The sequence below is a fragment of the Shewanella amazonensis SB2B genome (genome assembly GCF_000015245.1).
In the GTDB taxonomy this organism is placed as follows: Bacteria; Pseudomonadota; Gammaproteobacteria; order Enterobacterales; family Shewanellaceae; genus Shewanella; species Shewanella amazonensis.
In genome coordinates this window covers 3771942-3797678 of record NC_008700.1, presented here as the reverse complement: position 1 = coordinate 3797678, position 25737 = coordinate 3771942, and the positions used below count along the sequence as shown (strand labels likewise).

28 protein-coding genes are annotated in these 25737 nt (G+C 56.6%); 13 read left to right on the top strand and 15 right to left on the bottom strand.

Annotated features, from left to right (window positions below):
* Positions 1–31 precede the first annotated feature (31 nt).
* From tatC to rraA, 8 genes are all read right to left on the bottom strand, one after another.
* Positions 32–784, bottom strand: coding sequence for a twin-arginine translocase subunit TatC (gene tatC / locus SAMA_RS16705; RefSeq protein WP_011761314.1), 753 nt, complete (start codon positions 782–784; stop codon positions 32–34).
* A gap of 3 nt (positions 785–787) precedes the next feature.
* Entirely contained in the window at positions 788–1165 is a 378-nt protein-coding gene (gene tatB, locus SAMA_RS16700) for a Sec-independent protein translocase protein TatB (protein WP_011761313.1), read from the bottom strand.
* A 6-nt stretch (positions 1166–1171) separates the two neighbouring features.
* Positions 1172–1405 (bottom strand): Sec-independent protein translocase subunit TatA, encoded by a 234-nt coding sequence (gene tatA, locus SAMA_RS16695; RefSeq protein WP_011761312.1) that lies wholly within the window; start codon positions 1403–1405, stop codon positions 1172–1174.
* A 62-nt stretch (positions 1406–1467) separates the two neighbouring features.
* Positions 1468–3117, bottom strand: coding sequence for a ubiquinone biosynthesis regulatory protein kinase UbiB (gene ubiB / locus SAMA_RS16690; RefSeq protein ID WP_011761311.1), 1650 nt, complete (start codon positions 3115–3117; stop codon positions 1468–1470).
* Positions 3114–3731: a ubiquinone biosynthesis accessory factor UbiJ gene (locus SAMA_RS16685; RefSeq protein WP_011761310.1), complete on the bottom strand. Its 618-nt coding sequence runs from the start codon at positions 3729–3731 to the stop codon at positions 3114–3116. The genes ubiB and SAMA_RS16685 overlap by 4 nt, the downstream gene beginning before the upstream one ends.
* Entirely contained in the window at positions 3731–4486 is a 756-nt protein-coding gene (gene ubiE / locus SAMA_RS16680) for a bifunctional demethylmenaquinone methyltransferase/2-methoxy-6-polyprenyl-1,4-benzoquinol methylase UbiE (RefSeq protein ID WP_011761309.1), read from the bottom strand. The genes SAMA_RS16685 and ubiE overlap by 1 nt, the downstream gene beginning before the upstream one ends.
* A gap of 230 nt (positions 4487–4716) precedes the next feature.
* Positions 4717–5754: a formimidoylglutamase gene (locus tag SAMA_RS16675; RefSeq protein WP_011761308.1), complete on the bottom strand. Its 1038-nt coding sequence runs from the start codon at positions 5752–5754 to the stop codon at positions 4717–4719.
* 163 nt (positions 5755–5917) lie between these two features.
* Positions 5918–6403, bottom strand: a complete 486-nt coding sequence (gene rraA, locus SAMA_RS16670; protein ID WP_011761307.1) for a ribonuclease E activity regulator RraA — start codon at positions 6401–6403, stop codon at positions 5918–5920.
* A 340-nt stretch (positions 6404–6743) separates the two neighbouring features.
* Here rraA and SAMA_RS16665 point away from each other — a divergent pair, with 340 nt between their 5' ends.
* The 3 genes from SAMA_RS16665 (at position 6744) to SAMA_RS16655 (ending at position 8670) form a co-directional block, all read left to right on the top strand.
* Complete coding sequence (locus SAMA_RS16665) at positions 6744–6992, top strand: YgjV family protein (protein WP_011761306.1); 249 nt, start codon at positions 6744–6746, stop codon at positions 6990–6992.
* A 105-nt stretch (positions 6993–7097) separates the two neighbouring features.
* On the top strand, positions 7098–7610 hold the full coding sequence (locus tag SAMA_RS16660) for a phosphatase PAP2 family protein (RefSeq protein ID WP_011761305.1): 513 nt from the start codon (positions 7098–7100) through the stop codon (positions 7608–7610).
* A gap of 19 nt (positions 7611–7629) precedes the next feature.
* Positions 7630–8670, top strand: coding sequence for an MJ1255/VC2487 family glycosyltransferase (locus SAMA_RS16655; protein WP_011761304.1), 1041 nt, complete (start codon positions 7630–7632; stop codon positions 8668–8670).
* Here the strand turns inward: SAMA_RS16655 and SAMA_RS16650 are convergent.
* The 4 genes from SAMA_RS16650 to arfB form a co-directional block, all read right to left on the bottom strand.
* Entirely contained in the window at positions 8638–10002 is a 1365-nt protein-coding gene (locus SAMA_RS16650; RefSeq protein ID WP_011761303.1) for an acetyl-CoA carboxylase biotin carboxylase subunit, read from the bottom strand. The two genes, SAMA_RS16655 and SAMA_RS16650, sit on opposite strands and share 33 nt — an antisense overlap.
* Entirely contained in the window at positions 9992–10414 is a 423-nt protein-coding gene (accB, locus tag SAMA_RS16645) for an acetyl-CoA carboxylase biotin carboxyl carrier protein (protein ID WP_041410608.1), read from the bottom strand. Before accB ends, SAMA_RS16650 begins: the two co-directional genes overlap by 11 nt.
* 5 nt (positions 10415–10419) lie before the next feature.
* The gene (gene aroQ, locus SAMA_RS16640) at positions 10420–10875 is read right to left on the bottom strand and encodes a type II 3-dehydroquinate dehydratase (protein WP_011761301.1); all 456 of its coding nucleotides are present in this window, start codon (positions 10873–10875) and stop codon (positions 10420–10422) included.
* Positions 10876–10985: 110 nt separating this feature from the next.
* Positions 10986–11399: an alternative ribosome rescue aminoacyl-tRNA hydrolase ArfB gene (gene arfB, locus SAMA_RS16635; protein ID WP_011761300.1), complete on the bottom strand. Its 414-nt coding sequence runs from the start codon at positions 11397–11399 to the stop codon at positions 10986–10988.
* Between the two features lie 90 nt (positions 11400–11489).
* On the opposite strand from arfB, the gene SAMA_RS16630 reads away from it, so the two are divergent.
* From SAMA_RS16630 to SAMA_RS19870, 9 genes are all read left to right on the top strand, one after another.
* Positions 11490–11861 carry a SpoIIAA family protein gene (locus SAMA_RS16630; protein ID WP_011761299.1) on the top strand — a complete coding sequence of 124 codons (372 nt, stop codon included), beginning with the start codon at positions 11490–11492 and terminating at the stop codon, positions 11859–11861.
* 30 nt (positions 11862–11891) lie between these two features.
* Entirely contained in the window at positions 11892–12068 is a 177-nt protein-coding gene (locus tag SAMA_RS19455) for a DUF3012 domain-containing protein (RefSeq protein WP_011761298.1), read from the top strand.
* Between the two features lie 91 nt (positions 12069–12159).
* A complete protein-coding gene (locus SAMA_RS16620) occupies positions 12160–12585 on the top strand; it encodes a hypothetical protein (RefSeq protein WP_011761297.1) in 426 nt (141 codons plus the stop codon).
* A 265-nt stretch (positions 12586–12850) separates the two neighbouring features.
* Positions 12851–13000: a hypothetical protein gene (locus SAMA_RS19640; protein WP_157608359.1), complete on the top strand. Its 150-nt coding sequence runs from the start codon at positions 12851–12853 to the stop codon at positions 12998–13000.
* A 44-nt stretch (positions 13001–13044) separates the two neighbouring features.
* Positions 13045–14202: an efflux RND transporter periplasmic adaptor subunit gene (locus SAMA_RS16615; protein ID WP_232280499.1), complete on the top strand. Its 1158-nt coding sequence runs from the start codon at positions 13045–13047 to the stop codon at positions 14200–14202.
* Between the two features lie 14 nt (positions 14203–14216).
* A complete protein-coding gene (locus SAMA_RS16610) occupies positions 14217–17417 on the top strand; it encodes an efflux RND transporter permease subunit (RefSeq protein ID WP_011761295.1) in 3201 nt (1066 codons plus the stop codon).
* Positions 17418–17541: 124 nt separating this feature from the next.
* Positions 17542–18813: a sensor histidine kinase gene (locus SAMA_RS16605; RefSeq protein WP_011761294.1), complete on the top strand. Its 1272-nt coding sequence runs from the start codon at positions 17542–17544 to the stop codon at positions 18811–18813.
* A gap of 5 nt (positions 18814–18818) precedes the next feature.
* Positions 18819–19346: a response regulator transcription factor gene (locus SAMA_RS16600; protein WP_041410606.1), complete on the top strand. Its 528-nt coding sequence runs from the start codon at positions 18819–18821 to the stop codon at positions 19344–19346.
* Positions 19347–19763: 417 nt separating this feature from the next.
* Complete coding sequence (locus tag SAMA_RS19870; protein ID WP_011761292.1) at positions 19764–20846, top strand: methyl-accepting chemotaxis protein; 1083 nt, start codon at positions 19764–19766, stop codon at positions 20844–20846.
* Positions 20847–21049: 203 nt separating this feature from the next.
* On the opposite strand, the gene SAMA_RS16590 is transcribed toward SAMA_RS19870, so the two are convergent.
* Positions 21050–21538, bottom strand: coding sequence for a cupin domain-containing protein (locus SAMA_RS16590; RefSeq protein ID WP_011761291.1), 489 nt, complete (start codon positions 21536–21538; stop codon positions 21050–21052).
* 418 nt (positions 21539–21956) lie between these two features.
* Entirely contained in the window at positions 21957–22532 is a 576-nt protein-coding gene (locus SAMA_RS16585; protein WP_011761290.1) for a response regulator transcription factor, read from the bottom strand.
* A 162-nt stretch (positions 22533–22694) separates the two neighbouring features.
* On the opposite strand from SAMA_RS16585, the gene SAMA_RS16580 reads away from it, so the two are divergent.
* The gene (locus SAMA_RS16580) at positions 22695–24524 is read left to right on the top strand and encodes a sensor histidine kinase (RefSeq protein ID WP_011761289.1); all 1830 of its coding nucleotides are present in this window, start codon (positions 22695–22697) and stop codon (positions 24522–24524) included.
* 15 nt (positions 24525–24539) lie between these two features.
* On the opposite strand, the gene SAMA_RS16575 is transcribed toward SAMA_RS16580, so the two are convergent.
* Complete coding sequence (locus tag SAMA_RS16575) at positions 24540–25661, bottom strand: putative sulfate/molybdate transporter (protein ID WP_011761288.1); 1122 nt, start codon at positions 25659–25661, stop codon at positions 24540–24542.
* Between the last annotated feature and the right edge of the window lie 76 nt (positions 25662–25737).

Below are 25737 nucleotides of genomic sequence, written 5' to 3'. Positions count from 1 at the left end.
GCCGATAAAACAGGGTCACATGCCACTGGTGTCAGTCGGCGTGTGTTTGTTCTTCTTGTTCGTCTTCGCTCTTTTTACTGTAAAAGCGGGCAGCAAGCAATCCGCCTTCAAACAGCAACAGCATGGGAACAGCCAACATGGTTTGTGAAATCACGTCCGGAGGTGTCAGCAACATCCCAATAATAAAGGCCGAAACCACGATATAGGGGCGTTTGGCCTTGAGGTCTTCGACACTGGTCACCCCTGCCCAGCACAGCAGTACCACGGCGATGGGGATCTCAAAGGACAGGCCAAAGGCAAAAAAGAGTTTCAGAATAAAATTCAGGTAACTGCTGATGTCGGTTGCCACCGTCACCCCTTCGGGCGCCACGCTGGTGAAGAAGCCGAATACCACGGGGAATACCACGAAGTAGGCAAAGGCAATCCCCATATAAAACAGTAAAGTACTGCTCACGAGCAGGGGGACCACCAGGCGTTTTTCATGCTTGTAGAGCCCCGGTGCCACAAAAGACCAGATTTGATACAGCACATAGGGCACGGCGATGAAAAATGACAGCACCATAGTCAGCTTGAAGGGCGCGAAGAAGGGCGCTGCCACGTCGGTGGCAATCATGCTGGAGCTTTCTGGCAATGCCTGCATCAGGGGGATGGCCATATAGTGGTAAATATCGTTGGCCCAGTAGACCAAACAGATAAATACCAGCAAGACACCGGCAATACACTTGAGCAGTATGGTGCGCAGCTCAAGCAGGTGGCTGATCAGAGGTTGTTGATGTGACGACATGAATTACCCGTTGGCTTTAGGGGGCTCGACGCCTGGATCTTTGGTCGTTTCGGTCGCTGCCGGTTTTTCCGGGGCTGGCTCGCTGACCTGATATGGGCGGTTAACCTCCTGTGCGGCCTGCTTGAGCTGGTCAATGGATTCCTGCAGCTCTGGCGACAGATTGGAAAGCCCCTTGCTTTCGGCCTTTTTCAGATCGGCATGTAACTGCTCAATCTTCAATTCCTGTTCCAGTTCGTCTTTGACCGAGTTGGCCATGCGTTTCATGGCCCGTATCCAGCCGGACACGGTACGCACTGCAACAGGTAATCTCTCCGGCCCAAGCACCACCAAACCTATGATGGCGATGAGCAGAAGCTCCATAAAGCCGATACCGTCAAACATAAGGAATTACGCCTGTTCTTTTTTGTCGGCCTCAGGCTTCTTTTCAGTTGCCTGTTGTGTGGTTTGAGCAGCGGCTTCTTTGTCTTCCAATGCCTTTTTTTCTTCATCAGACATGGCGTTTTTGAATCCCTTGATAGCGCCACCGAGGTCGCCACCCAGAGAACGCAACTTCTTGGTGCCAAACAGCAAAACCACGATAAGTGCGATGATGAGCAATTGCCAAATACTGATACCACCCATGAAGAATTCCTCTCTACAAAATTAAGTGATTCTATTATGAACCTGTGATTATTTAGTGCTAGCTAAAATTTGCGATTCTTTGGTCTGGATCGCCATCCGGCTCCCCAAACCAATGCGCCGGAACCAAGACAAGCAGATGCGAGCCACAGTGTATCTGTTTGGGCAAACAAAATAGTGCCACAGATCAACAAAACAGCAGAGGTGATAAGCAGGAAGTTACTCTTGTGCGCCTTTTGCTGATACTTGAGATACCTGTCGAGCATCTGTTGCTGACTGCCCAGAAGCTTGCGGCCAAGCTTGAGATTGTCATAAATAAGCTCTGGAAACTCCGGGAGTTTATCAGACCAGAAGGGCAAATTTGTTTGCACTTTTTTGAATATCGCTTTGGGCCCGACCTGTTCTGCCATCCAGCGCTCCAAAAATGGCTTGGCGGTTTGCCACAAATCCAGCTGGGGATAGAGCTGACGCCCAAGACCTTCGATATACAGCAGGGTTTTTTCCAGCAGCACCAGTTGCGGTTGCACTACGATATCGAAGCGCCGGGCGGTGCGAAACAGCTCCAGCAGCACATGGCCAAAGGAGATTTCATTCAGTGGCTTGTTGAACATGGGCTCGCACACCAGCTTAACGGCCTGCTCGAACGCCAGGATGTCGGTATCCGCCGATACCCAACCTGACTCCACATACAACTGGGCGATACGGTGATAATCCCGATTGAAAAATGCGAGGAAGTTTTCCGCCAGATAGCGTTTATCTTCTTCGTTCAGGCTGCCCATGATGCCGCAGTCTAGCCCAATGTAGAAGGGGTTTTCCGGGTGCTCACGGCTGATAAAAATGTTGCCGGGGTGCATGTCGGCATGGAAAAAGTTATCGCGGAACACCTGGGTGAAAAAGAGCTCCACGCCACGTTCGGCCAGTAATTTCAGGTTGGTACCCTGGGCGTTGAGCGCCTCTATGTCGGACACGGGGATGCCGTCGATGCGTTCCATCACCATCAATCTGGGGTGACACAGCTCTTCATACACATAGGGAATGTAGAGTGCGTCCGAGTCGAGAAAATTGTTTCTCAGCTTGGTGGCGTTGAGGGCCTCAAGCTTGAGGTTCAGCTCGCCCAGAATGGTGTTTTGGTAGTCTTCCACCACTTCCACCGGTCGCAGGCGATTGCCTTCACCCAGTAAGCGATTGACCCAGGTGGCCACCTGTAACATCAACTCCAAATCGGCCTTGATGTTGGCCTCTACATTGGGGCGCAGCACCTTGAGCACGACCTGCTGGCCGTTGGACTTGAGGGTGGCTGTATGCACCTGAGAAATAGACGCAGACGCCAGCGGGGTGTCATCGAAGTCATCGAACAGGCTATCGATGGGAGCCTTAAGTTCGGCCTCGATGGCCTCGCGCGCCAGCGCAGAATCAAAGGCCGGCACCCTGTCTTGCAACATGGACAGCTCTTGCGCCCATTCGTCGCTCAGCAGGTCGCGGCGGGTGGAGAGCATCTGGCCAAACTTGATGTATACGGGGCCGAGTTCCTGCATGGCGAGTTTGAGTCGTTCACCACCGCACTTGTCTTTGTGGCGATTGCGTACCCAGAACAGGCACAGGCGCAGCAGTTTGAAATACCCGGGAAGCAGGGTGGGAGGCAGTACGTCATCCAGGCCATAGTGGAGCAGTGTGCGAATCACCTGGTATCCACGGCGAAGACTGGCGAAGGTCATGGTGTGAGGCGGTCCCTTAACTGATTGACTCTGTGTTCCATGGCGTCGACCGCCTGAACCAGGGTGTCAATGTTGTCCTTGAGATGAATAAAATCAATGCGATGTGGCGCGAGTTTGTACTCTTCAGTAGAAAGCTGGGCCAAATGGCTGAGGGTCTTTTGGCCAACCCGCTGCAGCTCCTGCCCCAGTTTGCGGCTACCCGACTGCACCATGTGAGCAGGACCGTCGCCGATATAGCGTGAAAGGGGCTCGCCCATATCAAACTGTTGCTCTTTGAGCAGGCGGCTGAAACCCTGAAGAACATTTAAATCACCATCGATATCAAGGCGATCGCTCTTGATAAGCAGGCTCAGGCTTTCACCCTGGCTCAGGGCATAGAGCGCCGATACCGAGGCTTTAACGGACACATCAGCCTCAGCCTCGTCCCGGCTGAGCACGGTAACTGTGTCATCGAAAATCAGGTGCAGGGGGAAGGGCAGTTCAGCCAGGGTTATGGCGATACGTTTGCCATAGAGGCCGTACTGTCTGGGGCTGACACCGGTTTGCGCCAATAATTTTTCAAAGCCGAGTTCCACGGCGCCGCAAAGGATAAGTGCCAGCTCCCGCTTTAACATCAGAACTTGTAACCCCGGTGCAGTGCAACAACGCCGTCGGTCATGTTGATGTAGTCTACCTGCTCCAGGCCAGCGTCCTGCATCATGCCCTTGAGGGTATCCTGATCCGGGTGCATCCGGATGGATTCAGCCAGATACTCATAGCTGCCGGCATCCTGGGCAATAAACTCGCCCATTTTGGGCAGAATTTTGAAGCTGTAGAGGTCGTACAGTTTACGCATCACTTCGTGCTGCGGCTTGGAAAATTCCAGTACCAGCAGTTTGCCACCGGGCTTGAGCACCCGTTGCATGGAGCGCAGGGCCGCGTCCTTGTCAGTCACGTTACGCAGACCAAAGGCGATGGTGATGATGTCGAAATGATTGTCTGGAAACGGCAGCGCCTCGGCGTTGGCTTGCACATAGCTGACGTTACCCACCACACCCAGATCTCTGAGTTTGGCGCGGCCCACTTTCAGCATGGAGTCGTTGATGTCGGCCAGAACCACTTCGCCGCGATCGCCTACCAAACGGGAAAACTTGGCGGTCAGATCGCCAGTACCCCCGGCCAGATCCAGTACCTTCATGCCGGGGCGAGCGCCCGCGGTCTCGATGGTGAATCGCTTCCACAGGCGATGGATCCCGAAAGACATCACGTCGTTCATGATGTCGTACTTGGCTGCAACCGAGTGAAATACACCGGCAACCAGATCCGCCTTTTTATCGGCTTCGACTGTCTTGAAACCAAAGTGAGTACTATTTGATGTGCCGTCGGACATCTGCTCTTTCCTATTGTTTCCCAAACTGTTAAACGCGAGTGTACGCCAAAGCAGCAGGTTAGCTGAATCCTTGAGCCACCAGCTTTGTGATCCAGTGCCTATCCAGTGACCCACTGGATGTCAAGCTTGTGAGCCCGGTAGGGTTTTGACATACGCGTAATGACTGCGCATTAGACCACAATATGCGAATTTAATGAATAGGCTGAAACCGTCTCGCCGATGGGGCCCTTTCAAGCCCCCAGTGCCAGGTGACGGCCGCGGATATAGGCGTAAACCAGCTCAGTGAGGCTCTGTCCCGTTTCACGCAAACCCGCGTCTTCACCGCTATCGTGGCAGGAGGGAGCAGCCTCGGCGAGGTGCAAATAGGCGCAATCGCAGTGGCGTGCGATATGGCTGATGTACCTGGCGGCGTCCAGCAGGGGGACCCCGGCGGCGGTCATGGCGCTCGATGGCATATTGGCGATGGCATCCAGGTCCAGCTCCAGTGCCACCGGCAAACCAGTTGCCCGCAGGGTTTTGCCGATGTGTTTCAGGGCGTCATCGAGACTCAACTCGCCGCGCACCCATATTTGTTGCAGCGTATGCCAACTGCCACCGAAGGCGGCCAGTTGCTCGAGATTGGCTTCGCTGTTTTTCAGTTCATGCAGACCCAGCACATGGTAGAAGTCCAGCGCACCGCTGGCGGCGGCATAACTGAAGCCGTTGCCGCTGTGGCGACCCTCCCGCAGTCGGAAGTCGGAGTGAGGATCGAGGTTCACTGCGGCCGCCGGGCGGCCGAAGGCGTTTTTCACCGACATCAGCAAACCGAAGGCATTGTTGTGGCCACCGCCTATGACTATGGGTTCGAGCCCTGCTTCCATAATGGCACTGGCCACTTCGATAACCCGTTCATCCATGGCGGCAACGGCGGCTCTGAGGGCGTCCACATCGGCATCTTCCCCCGGCAGGAGGTCGCCAAAGTCCAATTGCCCCAGCAGCAGGCAGTCATCACCCCGGTAAAAACGGTTCGATTGCAGGTTAACCAAGTACTTGAGCATGGCCTCAAAGGCATTGGTCGCGCCGCCTCGGCCAAGGTTGGCGCGGGGGCCTGCATCTTCTCCCACACCCAGCAGAACAAATCGGGCGCCCTGGGCTTTGGCGGACTCAAGGATGGCGACAAGGGTTGGTCCTTCGGGCAACAAAAAGTGGTTACCCAGGCGGGTTTCGCCGGGGCGCTTCCCGAGGATGGGGGTCATGTCTTTGGCAGAAAAAATGATAAGGTGCTGCATAGGGGGTACATTCGTTGGCTTGTTTGCAGGTTATTGTGGCAAAGGGCGCGAAAAAGGCAACGGTGAAAGCGGCTGCCGGGTTGAGCTCCTTTGGATGCCTGGGGTTAAGGCATGAAAAAGCCGACCACTGGCCGGCTTATTGCTGGATCAGAAGAGCTGTGGATTACTCTATATCCAGCGGCTCCGGAGAGAGAATAATGCCCGTGCTGTCGGCATAAATATGGTCGCCGGGCAGGAAGGAGACGCCGCCGAAATTGCATGGCACATCGAGTTCGCCAATACCATTGTTGTCGGCTCCCACAGGAATGGATGCCAGCGCCTGAATTCCTATATCCAGCTCTTCCAGGGCATCCACATCGCGCACGCTGCCATAGACGATAATGCCTTCCCAGCCATTGTTGACACCGATTTCTGCCACTGCGGCATCAATCAGGGCACGGCGCAGTGAGCCCCCGCCATCGACCAGTAAGACTCGTCCTTCACCGTCTTCGGCCAGCACATCGGCAATTAGCCCATTGTCTTCGAAACACTTGACTGTGCTGATGGCGCCACCGAATGAGCTAACACCACCGTAATTACTGAACATGGGCTCTACCACATCCACGACGTCCAGAAACATGTCACATAATTCTGAGGTGTTGTATTCCATAGTCATCTCCTGTTTCGGCCCAAATCAGGCTGTTAGGCAGCTCTACACTGAACTTAGGCCAGTATATAAGGGAATCTTGAAAAGAAAAGTGTTATCAATCACGGTATTGGCGAGCCTGGCCCTACAGCTGGCAATGTAGTTTAATTTCATCACTTCTAAACTTAATAGCGCAGAATTTTGACTTCTGTCATCATATAACGGTTTTTTATTACAGCTCTGTGGTGGCTTTTGTTACTATAGTCGCCAGTCCCATTCCAGTTTCAATTAACAAATCGCTTTAGGGGCACGGACCCCCCAGTAAGCTCAGGGAAGGCAGAGGGCCTTATATCGAGGTGCCTTTATGGAAGCTTTGAACATGACAGAAGTCGTTGGCTATATGGCCTCGGTGATGGTCGCTATCTCGCTGATGATGAAAGATATTATCTGGCTCAGATGGCTGAACTTCGTCGGCTGCAGCCTGTTTGTTGCCTACGGTGTTGCCATCACGGCCTGGCCAGTGGCGGGCATGAATGCTTTCGTTGCCTGTATCAACATTTACCATCTCTTCAAGATCTACCGCGCCAAGACGCAAAAGCCCGTTGTAGCCTGAGTTTCGCCCCGGCGAATGTCATAAAAGTGTCGGGTGGGTGTCACCTGCCCGTCACGCATCCCAGCTAGCATTCGAGACATCCTGGATAAATCCTGTGGAGGCCGGATGCTGGCACGCCTTGCCGAGTTTGACAGACGCAGTTATCTCCTCATCGTCGAGCGTGCCCGTGTGCACGGGTTGAACAGACCGGCCATGCTGGTCTCAGCTTCCGGCGATGGTCCCCTCTATCTCTACCTTTGTGTGGCCCTGATGCTGTTCGACAGCCGGGGAGAAGAGCTGTTTCGGCTGACGTTGGTTGCGTTTTTGCTGGAACTGCCCCTGTATTTGCTGCTGAAAAACAGTATCCGCCGTACCCGCCCATGCCACAGTGCCATAGGTCTGGGTTGCAGTTTTGAACCCTCGGATAAATTCAGTCTGCCGTCCGGTCACACGGCCGCCGCCTTCGTGATGGCCGGTGCCGTCGGCACTATCTATCCCGTTGCCATATTGCCCCTGTATCTCTGGGCGTGCCTGATTGGCCTGTCCCGGGTGGTGCTGGGGGTGCATTACCCTATGGATATTCTGGCCGGGGCAGCCCTTGGCAGCCTGTCTGTGGTCTGGGTCAACGAATTCATTTGATAAGGATGTCATTGAAATCATGAAAATACTGTACGGAGTGCAGGGGACGGGTAATGGCCACTTGAGCCGGGCGAGGGTGATGGCCAAAGCCCTTGCCGAGCGCGGCGCCGAGGTTGATTACCTGTTCAGTGGCAGACCCCAATCGCAGTTTTTTGATATGGACATCTTCGGTGACTACCGAGTTGCCACCGGGCTGACCTTTATCAGCAAGGCGGGACGCATCAGCTCGGTGGAGACGGTGCGCCATAATCTCAGTTGCCGCTGGTGGCAGGACATGCGCGGCCTGGATCTCTCATCTTACGATCTGGTGCTCAACGATTTTGAGCCCGTGAGCGCCTGGGCAGCCCGGCGGCAAAAGGTGCCCTGTATTGGCATCAGCCATCAGGCGGCGCTGCGCTTTGATGTACCCAAGGTGGGCAACACCTGGTTTAACGAACGATTACTGCAATACTTTGCCCCCGTGGATGTGGCGCTTGGTTGTCACTGGCATCATTTCGGTTTCCCGCTGCTGCCACCCTTTGTGGATGTGGGTGAAGTCAGTGAAGAGCATGGTCACGATATCCTGGTCTACCTGCCCTTTGAGGCTGCCGACGACATCATTGATTTTCTGCGTCCCTTCGAAAACTATCGGTTTTTGGTGTACCACGCCCAGTCGCCCAATGGCCCTGTGCCCGAGCATATTCAATGGCATGGCTTCTGCCGCGAGGGATTTCGCCGTCATCTGGCTGAGGCCGGTGGTGTGGTGGCCAATGCGGGGTTTGAGCTTGCCAGCGAGGCACTGACGCTGGGGAAAAAACTCTTGGTAAAGCCACTGCTTGGACAGTTTGAGCAGCTCTCCAACGTGGCGGCATTGCAATTGTTGGGAGCGGCCCAAACCATGATGCACCTGAGTCGCGATGTTATGCGCTCCTGGCTTAAGTCAGCCAGCCCTGAGCCGGTGCGTTATCCCGCCGTGGGCGACGCCCTGGTGCAATGGGTTGAGCAGGGAGAATGGCACAGGGGCGATGTACTCAGTGAGCAGCTGTGGTCACAGGTGCGCCTGCCCGACACCTGGCGCTGAGAGTGCATCAACAAAATGAATGTCACGCTGCCAGGGCTGGAATGCGTCACATGCAATGAGTTGCAGGTGCAGGGACTTATTGATGGCGATCCCTTGAATTTCAAGCTCTGTCAGTGCCTGCCGCAGGCGCGCCGTGGCCTCTTCGCGGGTGACGCCGTGGCAGATGAGTTTGCCAATCAGCGAGTCGTAAAAGGCAGGTACCATTGCCCCGGGGAAGAGATAGGAGTCCCACCGAACCCCTGGGCCGCCTGGCACCCTGAGCTGGGTTATTACCCCAGGTGAAGGCAACTGGCTTTGGGGGGCTTCGGCATTGATGCGACACTCGATTGCATGACCCTGTACCTGAGGCCTTGGTGGCAGAGGGTGTCCCAGGGCCACTTTCAGCTGCCAGGCAATGAGATCCAGCCCGGTCACCATCTCGGTGACTGTGTGCTCAACCTGAATACGGGTGTTCATTTCGATAAAGAAAAAGGCGCCGTCCTGATAGAGAAACTCAAAGGTGCCCACTCCTCGGTACCCGAGACGCCGACAGGCGGCCTCACAGATATCGGCCATCTCCCGTATTTTCTCTCGGGCAATTCCGAGTGCCGGCGCCTCTTCAATCAGCTTTTGATGACGGCGCTGGGCGGAGCAGTCCCGCTCACCGAGACACAGCGCAGCTTCGCCATCGGCCAGCATCTGAAACTCGATATGGCGTGGATGCGTGAGGAATTTCTCCAGATAGACGGTGTTGTCGCCAAAGGCCGCCAGGGCTTCGCTGCGGGTAAGGGCAATGGCTGATGCCAGCTCGTCTGCCGAGTCGACCCGGCGCATCCCCCGGCCACCTCCGCCGGCACTGGCCTTGATAAGCACCGGATAACCTATGTCGGTGGCGAGGGCCTCAACAGCGTTCATGTCATCATTCAGCGCCCCATCTGAGCCCGGCAGCGTAGGAATGCCCACGGCCTTGATGGATTTGATGGCGCTGACCTTATCGCCCATGGTGGCTATGGTATCGGCATCAGGCCCCAGAAACACCAGGCCCGCCTCTGTCACTGCCCGGGCAAACCCGGCCCGCTCGGCCAAAAAGCCATAACCCGGGTGTATGGCATCGGCGGCCGTGAGTTTGGCGGCTTCCAATATGGCATTGATATTGAGGTAGCTGTCTTTGGCCGCCGCTGGGCCTATGCACAGGCAGTGGGTTGCCAGCAGGGTGTGCAGCGCGCCCTTGTCGGCGCTGGAATAGATGGCAACGGTTTCCAGCCCCAGTTGATGGCAGGCGCGGATAATGCGTACCGCGATTTCACCGCGATTGGCCACCAGTACCCGTTTAAAGCGGGCCTCAGTCGGCATCACCAATCACAAACAGGGGTTGGTCAAACTCCACAGCGGTGCCGTTTTCTACCAGAATCGCTTTCACTGTCCCGGCGCGGTCGGCGGCTATTTGGTTCATCATTTTCATGGCTTCAATCACCGCGAGGGTATCGCCCACGGCCACCTCTGTGCCCAGCTCCACAAAAGGACGGGCTTCGGGGCTGGGAGCGCGGTAAAAGGTGCCCACCATGGGGGAGAGCACTCTGTGGCCTGCTTCATGGGCCTGAACGCTGCTGGTTGCCTTGGGGCTGATCTCAGTGATTACCGTCTGCGGTGGCAGATTGCCATGGCGGATGATGCGCACCGACTCTTCGCCTTCTTTCACTTCCAGCTCATTGATGCCGGACTCCTGTACCAGCTCGATCAGCTTTTTGATTTTTCGCAGATCCATCGCCATCAGTTGCTCCCTTTCAACCGCTCCGCTGCCGCTTCGAGTGCCAGCGAGTAGCCTTTGGGACCCAGACCCAGGATCACGCCAACGGCCTTATCGGAAAAATACGAATGATGACGGAAGGGCTCGCGGGCATGGACGTTGGACAGGTGCACTTCAATAAAGGGCAGGGCAACCCCCAGCAGGGCATCCCGCAGTGCCACACTGGTGTGGGTAAAGGCGGCGGGATTAATAATCACAAAATCTGCATCTGTGTTATGGATGGCGTCAATCAGCACATGCTCTGCATTGGACTGAATATGCTCGAGTGTTACGCCCAGGGCGACTGCCTGTGATTCCAATCCGGCGACGATTTGCGCCAGGGTTTGGCTGCCATACACACCCGGCTCGCGCCTTCCCAATAAATTCAGATTGGGGCCGTTTATCAGCAATACCTTGGGAGCAGTTTGGTTGGCAGTCATGGGCATCCTTTTTGTCAGTTATCGACATGTTGAACTCAATAAGGCCCAATATCGCCAAACTTGCCTGCATTTTCAATGCAATTAATCTTAAGCAGGCAGGAAAGGGTTTCTCAGTAGCTGACCTTGCCGCGCATGGCCTTGGTGGAAGCCCGCTGCTTCTTGGTATCGACCCGGCGCTTTTGGCTGGCGCGGGTGGCCTTGGTGGGAATACGCTTTTTCTGTACCTGATTGACCGATTGCACCAGGGCAATAAATTGTGCCAGCGCGGTCTCGCGGTTGGCCTCCTGGCTGCGACTCTCCTGACACTTGATAATGATTTTGCCGCTTTGGGTGATGCGATGGTCGCTCCTGGCCAGCAGTTTTTCTTTATAAAACTCCGGCAATGACGAGGCGCGGATATCGAAGATTAGCTGGGCGCAGGTGGAGACTTTGTTCACGTTCTGGCCACCGGCCCCACTGGAACGGATGAACTGCCATTCGATTTCCTGGTCCTGAAGTTGAACGCGCTGTGAGATTGTGATCATGGCCTAAGTTTTGGCTTAATGTGAGCGGAAAGAATTTGTTATTATCGGCAACCTCGGCACATGGCCGAGCCTGCTCCAGGGAGAACCTCTATGTTATGCCAGATCCCCGAGATTGCTAAGGGCGTAATCAGTCTTTTTGCCAGTGGCCGCATCACGGCCCAGGATTATCGCACTCACTTGCAACCGGCCATCAAGAGCTATCGGGAGGATTGGGGTCAGGTCTGTTTGTATATTGAGGCCGACGTGCTGCTGGAAGGCTGGGAGCAAGCTTCCCTGTCCGGCGCCGGTGAGGTACAGTTACCCCCGTTCGATGCCTTGGTGTTTGTGGGCGGTCCCGATTGGGTAGGCAATGCCATTCGACTGCTGGGTCCTTTTGTGGCCGGTGAAATCGCCTGGTTTCCCCTGCAGGATAAGGCGAAGGCCATTGCCTGGATCCAAAAGCGATCGCTAATCAAGGCATGAAAAATCAATATATTACAAGGAAGCGCTACAATGAATAAGCTGACACTGGCCAAGATCGCCGCCGCTCTGACTCTGGTTGCCGGCCTCGCCGCCTGTGCCCCTGAAGTGGGCAGCGAAGCCTGGTGTAAAAAGATGGAAGACAAGCCAAAGGGCGACTGGACTGCCAACGAGGCATCTGATTACGCCAAACACTGCGTCTTCAGGTAAGCATGTCAGTAACCGGGGGAACTGTCTCAGGTTTCCCCGGTCTTAATGTGTGTCTCGTGTTTTGTCACCTCTCCCCAAGCCGAGGATTGATTTGATTCGTTTTTCCCTCAACACTCTGCACAGACTGAGCCTGATGCTGCTGGCCGTGGTGGTACTGCAATTTGCAGGTGCCAACCTGGGCGCGCACCAGTTGCACAGTGGCAATGTGAGTGAGGAAGAATTGAATCACAGCCACCTGACCTTTATGGCCGAGGTGACCACCATAGGTGAGTGTATTGAATGCACTTGCCCACCGGAAATCGTCGCCAGCGACACTCATCAACACGACAAGGTTGAAAAAACCGAGCTGAAACAGCTGGATCTTTGTCTTGATTGCCATTGCCATGGCGGTCATCCAAGCCTGGTGGCAGGCCTGGCTAATCTCGATTATCACCCCCTTACCAACCAGGTTCAGGGTCATGAGTCTGACTACCTCTCGGTAGTGGGCCGTCCCGACTACCGCCCCCCTATTGCCTGAGCCTGAGATTCTCAGGAAAGAAGTCTGCTTTAAGCCTGGCTGAGCGATTTTGCGCGGCTTTGTGTTGCCTGCAGGCGGCCTTGCCCCTCGCCGACCATGTGCCCGTTGTGCTGTCGCCGTGAAGCTTGTTCACGCTTTGGTGAAGGCTCAAGCCGGGCAAGCTCCCGCACCCGCCAAAGCGCAAAAAGGTCCTCTTCTTTCCCCATGACGTAACCGCCTTGTTGGCGGGTTAACCGACTTTGTCACTTTTTATTCAGGACTCTGTATGCAACAGACCTTACTTGCAGCCGCCTTGGTGGCCGAGCCTGGCGCCACTTCGCCCGTCGGCGCGTCGCTCTTTAATGAACTCAAGCTGACCTTGACCACCGATACCGGGAAAGCCTCCGGCACCGGGACATTGGAGGTGCGGCCATGAAATCCATTTTTTTCAGTCAATCAATTATCAGCGGAGCAAACGCCATGTCTGCAATGAATACGAAAGCCTCTTTATCTGCACTGGCGTTTCTGGTTGCTCTCGCTTTTGCGTTACCCCAGTCAAAGCCTGTCTGGGCAAGTGAGGGCCATGGTCACGGCGCGGCCGAAAGCGCCGCTGAAACCGCAGATGCCCATGATGAAGACAAGGCGCTGAGACTCAGCCAAACCCAGCGCGAACTCGCCGGCATCCGGGTCGAAACCCTGTCGTCCAGTGGTTTTGATTTAAGCGCCGTAGCCACCGCCAGCCTTGTGGTGGACCGTGACCGCACCATTACCCTGGCGCCGCAACTTGAGGTGCGCGTGCTGGAGCGCCATGTGGTACCCGGTGAGGAAGTAAAGCAAGGTGAGCCCTTACTGACCCTCGGCGGGGCGGCCATAGCACAGGCGCAGGCCGACTATATCAATGCCGCGACCGAGTGGAGCCGCATCAGTCGCATGGGCGAAAGTGCCGTGAGCCAATCCAGCAGGCTGCAGGCGCGGGTGGACTACGAGCTTAAGCGCGCCATCCTCGAGTCTATCAAAATGACACCCAAGCAAATCAAAGCCCTGGAAGCGGCGCCGGATAGCATCGGCAGCTTCAAGTTACTGGCGCCCATCAATGGCAGGGTGCAGCAGGACGTGGCCAGTCGTGGTCAGGTATTGGCGGCAGGCTCGCCGCTGATGCAGCTTACCGACGAATCCTATTTGTGGGTCGAAGCCGAGCTGACGCCGGCGCAGTCCCGTGGTCTTGCCATGGGCAGCTATGCCCGGGTGAGCGTATCGGGTAGGTGGCTTAAGGCGAAGGTGATTGGCCGCTCCCACGAGCTTAACCCCATCACCCGTACCGAGCAGGTGCTGCTGTCGATGGCCAATCCTGGCCACGAAGTACATGCAGGGGAGTTTGCCGAACTTTTGCTGCCTCAGAATTCCCGTCAGGGAATAGTACTGCCGGACGCGGCTCTGAGTCGCAGCGGCGATGGAGACTGGCAGGTGTTTGTGGAAGACGCCGACGGTTTTGAGGCGCTGGAGGTGGAAATCGAGGCCCGTGCCCGTGGGTTGAATCTGGTTAAGGGGTTGGAGCCGGGTCAGAGGGTCGTGATGTCTGGCGCCTTCTTCCTGGCCTCCGAGCTGGCCAAGTCTGGTTTTGATATCCACAACCACTGATAAGAGGGCAAGCCATGCTACAGAAACTCATAGAGCAGGCGGTGCGAAGCCGCCTGATAGTGCTGATTTTTCTTATCGGGGCCATGGCGGCTGCCGCCGTGATGTTGCCGAAGTTGAATCTGGATGCCTTTCCCGATGTGACCAACGTGCAGGTGCAGGTGAATACCGCCGCCGAGGGCCTTGCCGCCGAAGAGGTGGAGAAGCTCATCAGCTACCCGGTGGAGTCGGCCATGTATGCGCTGCCTTCTGTGACCGAAGTACGCTCTTTGTCGCGCACCGGGCTTTCCATTGTGACCGTGGTGTTTGAAGAAGGCACCGACATCTACTTCGCCCGTCAGCAGGTGTTTGAGCAGTTGCAGGCGGCCAGAGAGGCTATCCCGGATGGAGTGGGTGTGCCGGAAATCGGCCCCAACACCTCTGGCCTCGGGCAGGTGTACCAGTACATTCTGCGGGCAGCGCCCGAGTCTGGCATAGCGCCTGACGAGCTTCGCAGCCTCAACGACTATCTGGTGAAGCTCATCATGATGCCGGTGGGCGGCGTGACCGATGTGCTCTCGTTCGGTGGTGAGGTGCGTCAGTATCAGGTGCAGGTCGACCCGGCCAAGCTGCTCTCTTATGGCCTCAAACTGGACGATGTGACCAGGGCGCTGGAGGGCAATAACCGCAACGCCGGTGGCTGGTTTATGGCCAAGGGCCAGGAGCAACTGGTGGTGCGTGGTTATGGCCTCTTGCCTGCCGGTGAAGCGGGGCTCGATGCCATTGCGCAAATTCCGCTGACCGAATGGCAAGGCACGCCGGTGCGGATTATGGATGTGGCTCAGGTTGCCTTTGGCAGTGAAATCCGCGTTGGTGCCGTGACCATGACCCGCCGTGATGAAGCCGGTAGTCCGCAGGTGCTGGGTGAAGTGGTGGCTGGGGTGATTTTGAAGCGCATGGGCGCCAACACCAAGGCGACCATCGATGACATCAACAGCCGCACCGCCCTTATTCAGCAGGCATTGCCGGATGGGGTGACCTTCGAGGTGTTCTACGACCAGTCGGATTTGGTCACCAAGGCGGTGACTACGGTGCGCGACGCCCTGTTGCTGGCCTTCATGTTTATTGTGGCTGTGCTGGCGCTGTTTTTGGTGAATGTGCGTGCCACCGCGCTGGTGCTCCTGTCGATTCCGGTTTCCATCGCGCTGGCGCTGATGGTGATGTCTTACTTTGGCATGTCGGCCAACCTCATGTCCCTCGGCGGCCTTGCCGTGGCCATTGGTATGCTGGTGGATGGCTCTGTGGTGATGGTGGAGAACATCTTCCGCCACCTCACCCAGCCTGAAGGCCGGGTTGATAACGGCTTGCCGACCGACCCTGGCCTCAGCGAAGAAGATGCCCACCGCGAAGGCGGCTATGGCGGTATTGCCATGCGGATTTTGCAGGCGGCACGGGAAGTATGCAGCCCGATCTTCTTTGCAACCCTCATTATTATCGTGGTGTTTGCGCCGCTGTTTGCCCTCGAAGGGGTGGAAGGCAAGCTGTTCCAGCCGATGGCGGTCAGCATCATTCTGGCCATGCTGTCGGCATTGATGGTGGCGTTGGTGGTGGTGCCTGCGCTGGCGGTGTACCTGTTTCGCCGCGGCGTGCATCTGCGCCAAAGCCCGCTGCTTACCCCCATCGATAAAGGCTATCGCCGTGTGCTGGGCGCCGTTATGGCGCGCCCCAAAACCGTGGGGATTACGGCACTGGTGCTGTTTGGTCTCAGCATGGCGCTGCTGCCACGGCTTGGCACCGAGTTTGTGCCCGAGCTTGAAGAAGGCACCATCAACCTGCGGGTCACCCTGGCGCCCACCGCGAGCCTGGATACCTCGCTGATGGTGGCGCCCAAGCTTGAAGCCATGCTGATGGAATTTCCCGAGGTGGATTATGCGCTGTCGCGTATCGGTGCCCCTGAGCTTGGCGGCGACCCTGAGCCTGTGAGCAACATCGAAATCTATATCGGCCTTAAGCCCATCGATGAGTGGCAGTCAGCCGCCAGTCGCGCCGAGTTGCAGCGACTGATGGAAGAAAAGCTGTCGGTGTTCCCGGGTCTGCTGTTTACCTTCTCTCAGCCGATTGCCACCCGGGTGGATGAGCTCTTATCCGGCGTAAAGGCCCAGCTTGCCATTAAGCTGTTTGGCCCGGATCTGGATGTGCTGGCCGAAAAGGGTCAGCAGCTGTCGGAACTGGTATCAAAGGTGCCCGGCGCCGTGGATGTGTCACTTGAGCAGGTGAGCGGCGAAGCGCAGCTGGTGGTGCGTCCTGACCGTGCCCGTCTGGCGCGCTACGGCATCAGCGTCGATGAGGTGATGAACCTCGTCAGCACCGGCATAGGTGGCAGCGACGCCGGGCAGGTGATTGACGGCAACGCCCGCTACGACATCAATGTGCGCCTCAAGGCCGACACCCGCGCCAGTGCAGATGCCATAGCGGATCTCTTGCTGGTTGGCGCCAACGGCGCCCGGGTACGTCTGGGTGAGGTAGCCGATGTAGTGGTGGAAATGGCGCCGCCGAATATTCGCCGCGACGATGTGCAGCGGCGGGTGGTGGTGCAGGCCAACGTTTCCGGCCGCGATATGGGCTCGGTGGTGAAAGACATCTACGCCCTGGTGCCTGAGGCCGATTTGCCGCCGGGTTATACCGTCAGCGTGGGTGGTCAGTACGAAAACCAGCAACGGGCCCAGGCCAGGCTGATGCTGGTGGTGCCTGTGTCCATCGGTCTTATTGCGCTCTTGCTGTACTTCTCCTTCGGCGCGCTCAAGCAAGTTGGGCTCATCATGGCCAACGTGCCGCTGGCGCTGATTGGCGGCGTGGTGGCGCTCTATGTCAGCGGCACGTATCTGTCGGTGCCCAGCTCCATCGGTTTTATCACCCTGTTTGGCGTGGCCGTGCTCAATGGCGTGGTGCTGGTGGACTCCATTAACCAGCGCCGCGCAGGTGGTGAAGGCCTGTATCAGGCGGTGTACGAAGGCACGGCGGCGCGTCTGCGGCCGGTGCTGATGACGGCGCTGACCTCGGCGCTGGGGCTGATTCCGATTTTGCTCTCTAGTGGTGTGGGCAGCGAAATTCAACAGCCGCTGGCGGTGGTGATTATTGGTGGCCTGTTCAGCTCGACGGCCCTGACACTGCTGGTACTGCCGACCCTGTATATGGCGCTTTATCGGCAGAATGATCGAGAGCTCGAAGAGCCGGGCTGACAGGGGCGCGCAGGGCCTCAAGCGTTAACGTTAAAGTCACTGCGTCAGATTTGTTCTGGCGCAGTGTCAGGGCGGTCCAAACTCGTTAGACTAATGGCGATTCTTATCTTCGCAAGGATGTTTTATGGCGCGGGGCTCACCTGTGTATTCACCGCTGGCTGCCAATCAGCTCATCACCCTCAGGGCTTTGGGATTGGTGTTGCAATTGGTGCTGACCTTTTTTGGTGCCGATGCCTTTGGGCTCTCGCTGCAGCAGAGTGCACTCGTGTATATCTTTGGCCTCGAACTGCTGTTTCTGGGGCTGACACTCAAGCTAAGGCATGCACTGGTGCTCAGTGCACCCGGGCTTTTTTTGAGCCTTCTTATCGATACCCTGCTGTGGATTTCCTGGCTATATTTCAGCGGCGGTGCCACCAACGCCTTTATATCCCTGCTGTTGCTGCCCATTGCCATTGCCGCCGTCACCCTGCCTTTCTGGGCGCCCTGGACTCTGGCGGCCATCACCACCCTTGCCTATAGCCTGATGTTGTATGCGGTGCCTGCCATGGAGGGGGGACACCATGAACATGCAGGCCATATGGCGGGTGGCAGTATGGCCTCTCATTACGTGGGTATGTGGTTTAACTTTTTACTCAGTGCGCTTGTACTTACCACCAGCGTGGCCCTGATTGCGAGAAGGCTCAGGCAAACAGATGCAGAGCTGGCGGCGCTGCGGGAGTCCCAGCTTCGGCAGGAACAGCTGATTGCCCTGGGCACAGCGTCGGCGCAGATGAGCCATCAGCTCGCCACGCCCCTGGCAAGCCTGAGATTGTTGTTGGACGAAGTGGCCGAGGGCGACACTGAGCCTGGGCTGGTGGCGGAAATGGATCTTGCCCTGACGCGCTGTGAAACCAGCCTCAATAGCCTCAGAGAAGCTACCGAAGCCATACGGGAGCGCAAACTGACGGTGGTCAGTGCCGGACAGCTTTTGCACTTACTCAAGCAGCAGGTGTTGCTGCTGATGCCGGACGTGGTAATGGATATCAGCCTGAGCGACGAGGTGGCAGGGGCACGGCTTTCAACGGATGTGAGCTTGCTGCCCTCGTTGTTGGCGCTGGTGGACAATGGCGCCAAAGCCTCCAAAAAACATGGCGGCGAGGCTCGGGTATGGCTCAGCGCCCGTTTGGTGAATGAGGCGTGCATTCGCCTCGATATACGCGATGCCGGTCCTGGTATTGACGCTCAAAAACTCACGGCCCTTGGTGCCAGACCCGTTTTGAGCGAGCAGGGGCTGGGGATGGCGCTGATGTTGAGCCACGCCAGTCTTGAGCGTCTCGGCGGCGAGCTGCATTTGGGGAACCTGCCTGAGGGAGGTTGTCTTGCCAGCGTGCGCTTGCCTCTGGAGCAGAGCTCATGAGCATGATGCCTAAATTGTTGATTATTGAAGATGATATGGCCTATGGTGCCGTACTCAGTCGCCGCATGAGTCGGCAGGGATTTGAATGTCGCCATGTCAGTGAGCCCACGGATGCACTCCTGTGCGCCCGTCAGTGGCATCCAAGCCATGTGTTACTGGACATGAAGCTTGAAGACAGCAATGGTCTCAAACTCCTGCCACCGCTGCGGGGCAGCTTACCCCGGGCCACCATAGTGCTGCTGACCGGTTTCGCCAGCATTGCCACCGCGGTGGAGGCGGTTAAGGCCGGTGCCGATAATTATCTCGCCAAGCCTGCCGACACCCGCACCCTGATGGCGGCCCTGATGCCCGGCGCAACTGCGCCAAATGATGAGGTTGTGGCCGAAGATGTGCCGATGAACCCGAGGCGGCTCGAATGGGAGCATTTACAGCAGGTGCTGTCTGCCAACGAGGGTAATGTGTCGGCCACGGCGCGTCAGCTCGGTATGCACAGGCGCACCCTGCAGCGAAAACTCGCCAAAAAGCCAGCATGAGGCAAAGGCGGTTTTGTTCCTGAGTTGCTGAGTAGAAACGAACTCCACGGGCGTTGAACGAACATAAAAAAAGCCCCGGGTGGCATTCCCCGGGGTGGTTCATCAGAGTGGAAGTCTGGCTGTATCTCCGTTGACGGCAAGGCTGTCTGGTGAAGATGTCAGGGCCATGATGAGAAAGTCCCTGACGCTTGAACCCAAGCCGGGCAGGCGCCCGTGCGCGATATTCAGGACCGGCACCGGGTGTGTTTCCTGTGTCGGTACCTGTGCATTTTTGATGGTTGCGAAGCCGGGCGCAAAGGAAAATCTCAAAGGTGCGACAGTCTGTCGCAGTCTTTAGGCGCCGCGTCTGCAAAATGTCGGCAGATTGCCGATAATGGAACAGCGGTTGGTTATTTTTGGTTTATTTTTGGGGGCATTATGTTTTTTGGAAGGAAGCTGAAAGAAGAAAACGCCTCGTTGAGGCAAAGCCTTAAGGAACAGGCGAGCCGCCATCAGGCTGAGATAGCCGAGCTTAAGCAGGTCATTGCCGATTTTGAGTCTGCTCAGAAACTATCGAGAGAGCATCTGTACAACTTTTCTCAGGTCATTGCCTGTCAGAATCAGGGGGGCGACATGCTGCAAACCGTGCGCGATGCCCTGGCCGGCAACGCAGACGAGTTGCTGCATGAACGGGACGCGCTGCGTCAGGTGGATGCCTTGTTCTCACAAACCCGCAGTGCCGTCGAGAGTTTGGGCAGCCGAGCCGACGTGATCAATGAAGAGGCCGGTCGCAGCCGTGCGGCGGTGGAGCTGCTGGACAGTACTACCTCGGCCATCAATCAGTTTGTTACCGCCATTCAGGGTATTTCAGAACAAACCAACCTGTTGGCGCTTAACGCTGCCATCGAAGCGGCCCGCGCCGGTGAAGCTGGACGTGGTTTTGCCGTGGTGGCCGATGAGGTTCGTCAGTTGGCCAGCAAGGCCCACAGTGCCAGCAGTCAAATAGAAATGTTGGTCAGGAAAATCGTCTCTCAGGCGGCGGACATCAAGCAGATTATCGATGCCAATCAAAGCAGTGCCGCTGATGTAGCGACCTCTTCTGCCCAGATTTCCACTGTGGTGGCTGATGTACTTATCCAAAGCCAGCAAATGCAGAAGGTGATTGAGCACTCGGCGATGATTGCGTTTTTGAATACCACCAAGCTGGATCATGCCGTGTGGAAATCGGATATCTACCGCAAGCTGGAAAGGCAGGCGTTTCACGAGCATGTGACCGACCATAAAGAGTGCCGTTTGGGTAAGTGGTACAGCCAGGGGCAGGGGGCAGAACTCTATTCCCATGTGAGTGGCTACCGGGAGCTGGACGCCCCGCACCGCAGGGTGCACGAACAGGGCGCTGCGGCACTGGATGCGCGTCGAAAGGGGGATTTCAAGGCCATGGTGAATCATTTGGATGCCATGGAGGCCGCCAGTTTGCAGGTAGTGCACTGTATCGACAGGTTAATGAACCAGCGCCACTAACGCCGGGGCGACATGGTGAATGGTGCTTCAAAACCCCGCTCCTTAACGGGGGTTTGTCATCAGGCGTGCTGAACGCTTGCCAGAGACAAAGTGCGCTATGCTGATATGGCCGCTGAAGGCGATGGCGATTTTACTGCCGGGTCGCTGATACGCTGATGGCTACCCGGTATATCTCAGAGGCAGAGCTGCAGATTCGAAGGACATCAATCCCCGGCTTGTTCGCCTTCCCAGTAGTCAACCGCATCCTGCTTACGGCCGATATGACGCAGGGTTCTGGCCTCCTGTGGACCGGTGAACACCAGCAGCTTGTCGGAGTCGGGCTGTTCACATACCTCCACAGGATCCATTGTCGACAGGCACAGGTATCTGAGATCTGTGTTGCCGCTGTTGATTATCTGATGGGCAACTTCGGGTCCGCCCGGGGGACAGGCGATGATGTCCATGGGGCCTATGGGGTAAGTTTGCTCGCCAAATCTCAGGGTGCCAGTGCCTTCGAGTATCAAAAACATTTCTTCATTCACCCTGTGGTTGTGAAAAGGGCAGACCCGTTTTCCCGGTGGCACCACAGAGACACTGTAACCAAGGCGTTTGGCCCCTATGAGATCGCTCACCACGAAATAGGTTTCGCCATAGATTCCCTGGCTGCTGCTTTGGCCATTCTCAAGGTGATTAAGGTTGATAAGGGGTTTCATCGGCGCTTTTCCGGTGGCTGAGTAGAGGCTTATTGTTACATGGTTGCTAAATTTGGCAATGGCAGGAGAAAAATGAAAAACCAGCAGTGATCAATTAATAAACAAATTAAAAACCAATATTTAACACGTTGATTATATTGCACAAAGCGTGCGCTGAACCCTTGTTTTTACCGGTGGAAACTGCTGTAATTTGCAGCGCCCAACCGGGCATTGCGTTAAACCCCACAGGTGTATCATGCCAAAATCAACACAGCAAAAAAGCCATACCAGGCAAGCACGGCCTCAGTCTGCCGGTGCCGCACGGGTAACGGGTCTATTGCTCCTGTTGTCTCTGTTCTCCACACAGGGCTAACGGGTCGTTCTGCCAGCCTATGTTGGCTGGCAGACACTGAACCTCTCGATTTTCCCCCATCCTGATTCAGCGGCAGGCGAAACGCCCCAGCTCTGCCAGATTGTGTACTCCAAGCTTTTTCATCATGCTGGCCCTGTGTACTTCAATGGTCCTGAGCGACAGGTAAAGGGTTTCTGAAATTTGCTTGTTGGTTAGCCCATCGGTCAACAGCCGCAGCACCTGGGACTCCCGTTCACTGAGCCGGGCAAGTTTCAACCTGAGCCCTGCAACCTCGTAGCGCCGTTGACTTTCAGCTTCAGCCTTATCGATAGCGTCGCACAAGGGCGCGGCCTGAACCGGTTTTTGAAAGAAATCGCAGGCGCCTTCGCGAAACGCTGCCAATGCCATGGGCAGGTCGCCGTGGCCGGTAAGAAAGATGATCCCAAGGGGACTTTGCTGATTAACCAGCTCATGTTGCAGCGCCTCACCGCTGAGGCCGGGCATACGGCTGTCGAGGATCAGGCAGCCGGGCAGGGTGATGTCTGCTTGCGCCAAAAAGGCTTCGGCACTGGCAAAGCTGGTTAGCTGCCGACCACACTGCGTCAGCATATAGGTCAGTGAATCCCGAATGGCTTCATCATCGTCCACCAGAAACAGGCGCATAGGCTACTCCCGCGTTTTTCTTCCAGCCTAAAAAAGTGTTGAGAAGGGCTCAAGTTTGCTTGCTCGCTTTTGGCGATGGATCACGCAGGCGGCGTATTTTTTGCGGGGGGATTCACGTTGGCGCACGCGTGGCGCAGGCACAATATGCGGTGGAGGTATGGGATGAAGTCATTGCTGCTGTGTGTGTTATTGTGGCCCCTGTCGGTGTTGGCTACCGATGCCGAAATGGGGGATGAGCCCATTGAAGCCGTGTTCAGAGTCGGGGTACTTGCCAATCATGGGGTTGGTGAGGCGAAACAGCGCTGGCAACCCATGATGAACTATTTGTCGGACAGGGTGCCCGGCATTCGTTTTGAAGTCGAGCCGCTGGATTTTGATGCCATGCGCGAGCAGCTGTTGGACTTGCGTATCCAATTTATTGTGACCAATCCGGGCCAATATCTGAGCCTGTCCAACGAGATGCCTCTCTCTTGGCTTGCCACCATGCGCAGCCGCAAACACAACGGTGCCACCTATGCCATAGGCTCCACCATCATAGTGCGCAGCGACAGCCCTGTGCAGCATATCGAAGAGCTCGAAGGGGCCCGAATCGTGGCCTCCGATCCTCAGGCGCTCGGTGGCTATCAGGCCACCATTGGCCTGTTGAATCGCCGCGGTTTGGATGCGCGCAACTTTTTTGCCGATGTGCGTTTTCTGGGGTTTCCATTGGAGCCGCTGGTGTATCAGGTGCGCGACGGCATGGTCGATGGCGCTATTACGCCTTACTGCACTCTGGAAGAAATGGTGGACTCGGGCCTGGTGCGCCGGGAGGATTTTCGGGTGCTTAACAGCATGCGTCCGGAAGGCTATGACTGTGAAATCAGCACCAGTTTGTACCCCAATTGGTCCTTTGCCGCCTCCGATAAGGTACCCGCCCGCATCACCCAGATGGTCACCAAGGCGCTGTTTGAACTGCCCTCAGACTCAGAAGCCGCCATTCGGGCCCGCACCCTGGGCTGGACCGCCCCCATCAGCCAACTCACGGTTATTCGCCTCTATGAAGAGCTTCTGCTCCATGGCAACAGCACCCGACCACTGGAGCTGGTGCGAGCCTGGCTTAAGGCCAATCTGGAATACGCCATCAGTTTGGTGCTTATTCTGTTTGCCGGCATGGTTTACCACCTGTGGCTCGAATATAAGTTTCGCCAAAAGAGCGACAGCCTGATAGCGGCCGAGCGCACCTTAAGGGACAGGGAACTCATGTTGGAGCGGATGCAAAGCGCCGCTATTTTGGGGGAGATAGGCGCCGGGCTTGCCCATGAACTCAACCAGCCTATTGCCGCCATTACCCAATACAGCGAGGGTGGATTGATGGCGCTGAAGCAGCAAGATCACGCCAGTGCCGAACTGCGTTTGCAGGCAGTGGAGGAGGTGCTTGGCAAAATTAATCGCCAGTCGATGCGTGCCGGTGCCGTGGTGCATCGTATCCGCAGCCTGCTGCGCCGCCGTCGTGCCCGCCCGGAAGCCGTGCTGATGAGTTCCTTGCTGAGTGAAGCCCTGGCCTTGTTTCAACGCTCCCTGGAGCAGCAGCGGGTGCAAGTGACACTGAAACAAGCGGGCGAAGAGCGACCGCTGTTGGGGGACGCGGTGGGGTTGAGTCAGCTGCTGGTGAATCTGCTCAAAAATGCCCTTGATGCCATGGAGGTCCGGTCTGAGGCTAGGCAAATTGATATCACGCTGGACTTTGATGCCAGCAAGCCCGGCAGTGCAGCCAGGGTGCGCTGGCTGAGGCTGGAACTCCTGGACAATGGCAGCGGCCTTAAGGCCGAGGCGGCGGAGCTGATGCTCTCTTTTGCCACCACCAAAGACGAAGGTTTGGGCCTGGGGCTTGCCATCTGTCGTGATGTGGTCAATCAACATGGAGGTGATATTCAGCTGCAAAACCGCCAGGACGGCAGCGGTTGCCGGGTCACTGTGTGGTTACCATTGCTGGCGGACGATGAGTCTGTATAAGCTTTTATCAGCGACTCAGTCAAGCTGCCTCTGATTGAGCCACTGGCGGCGACCCAATTCCAGCAGCATGCCCACCGCTAAGCCGGCTGCGGCATTGACTCCCAGACTGACGATGGCGGTGGCGCCTATCACAAACAGGCAGTAGGGTTTGCCATCGAGAAAGCGCTTGGACCAGGCCAGTTGCAGCCCTGCGGTGGAAAGCAGGCTTCCAAGAATAGCCATGGGGATGAGTCCCAACAGCCAGGCCACCTGCTCATTCCACCCCAAAGCGATAGCCAGGCAGGTTATGCCGAAAATAAGTCCCGCCCACAGCTGTCTGGCGCCAAAGTGATACTGCACCGCAAGACCACCGGCGCCGTGGCACATGGCTGCACCGCCAAAGGGGCTCAAGAGCAGATTGGCCAGCCCTGAGCTGGTGGCCAGCGCCTTGGGGCTGAAACGCTCGGCATCCTCGGGGAACTTGTCTTTGGCCATCACAGAGGTGGCAATCACGGCATTGGTCAGGGTCAGCGCCAGCTGAGGTAGCACCAGCAGGGTGGCGGCCGCGCCCCAGTCTGAAACATCGGGCCAGCCCAGATGCCAGGGGGTGTTGTTAAAGCTTGGGCTCATTGCGGCGCCGCTTTGATACTGCCACAGCATACCGAGCAGGATCACCAGTGGCATGGCGAGGTATTTCAGGGGAAAGAAGCGTGATACAAAAATCAGCGCAAAGGCGCCAAAGCCCAGCACAGGGGCGTCTGTCATCATCGTAAGTCCCATCCACAGCAGCTGCAGCCCGATAGCGAGCTGAATACCGACGCTGATTGCCTGGGAGATTTGTCGTGCCAGCCAGCTGATGGCACCGGAGGCCGCCAGCACCAGGAGTATAACGCCCATCAGCATGGCGCTGGCCTGCATCATGCCCGGTGTGAGCTGCTGGGCTATGACCAGAGCCGCTATTACCTTCATGGGTTGCACCGGAATGGGACGGCGATAAAACAGTGCCGTGGCACAGGCGAACAGGCCAAAGCCGAGGAAAATGCCCTGGGGCGAAAATTGGTTGAGTGCAATCAGGCCGAGAACCAGTGGCAGAAAGGTACCCAAATCGGCAAAAGCACCGGTAAATTCGGTGAGCCTGATTGGGGGGCGTGGACGCATGCAGGTTGCCTGAAGAGTGAATATTACCCCTTATACAGCAAGGGTAATGCCAGCTTTATAAACCTTTATAGGTAGC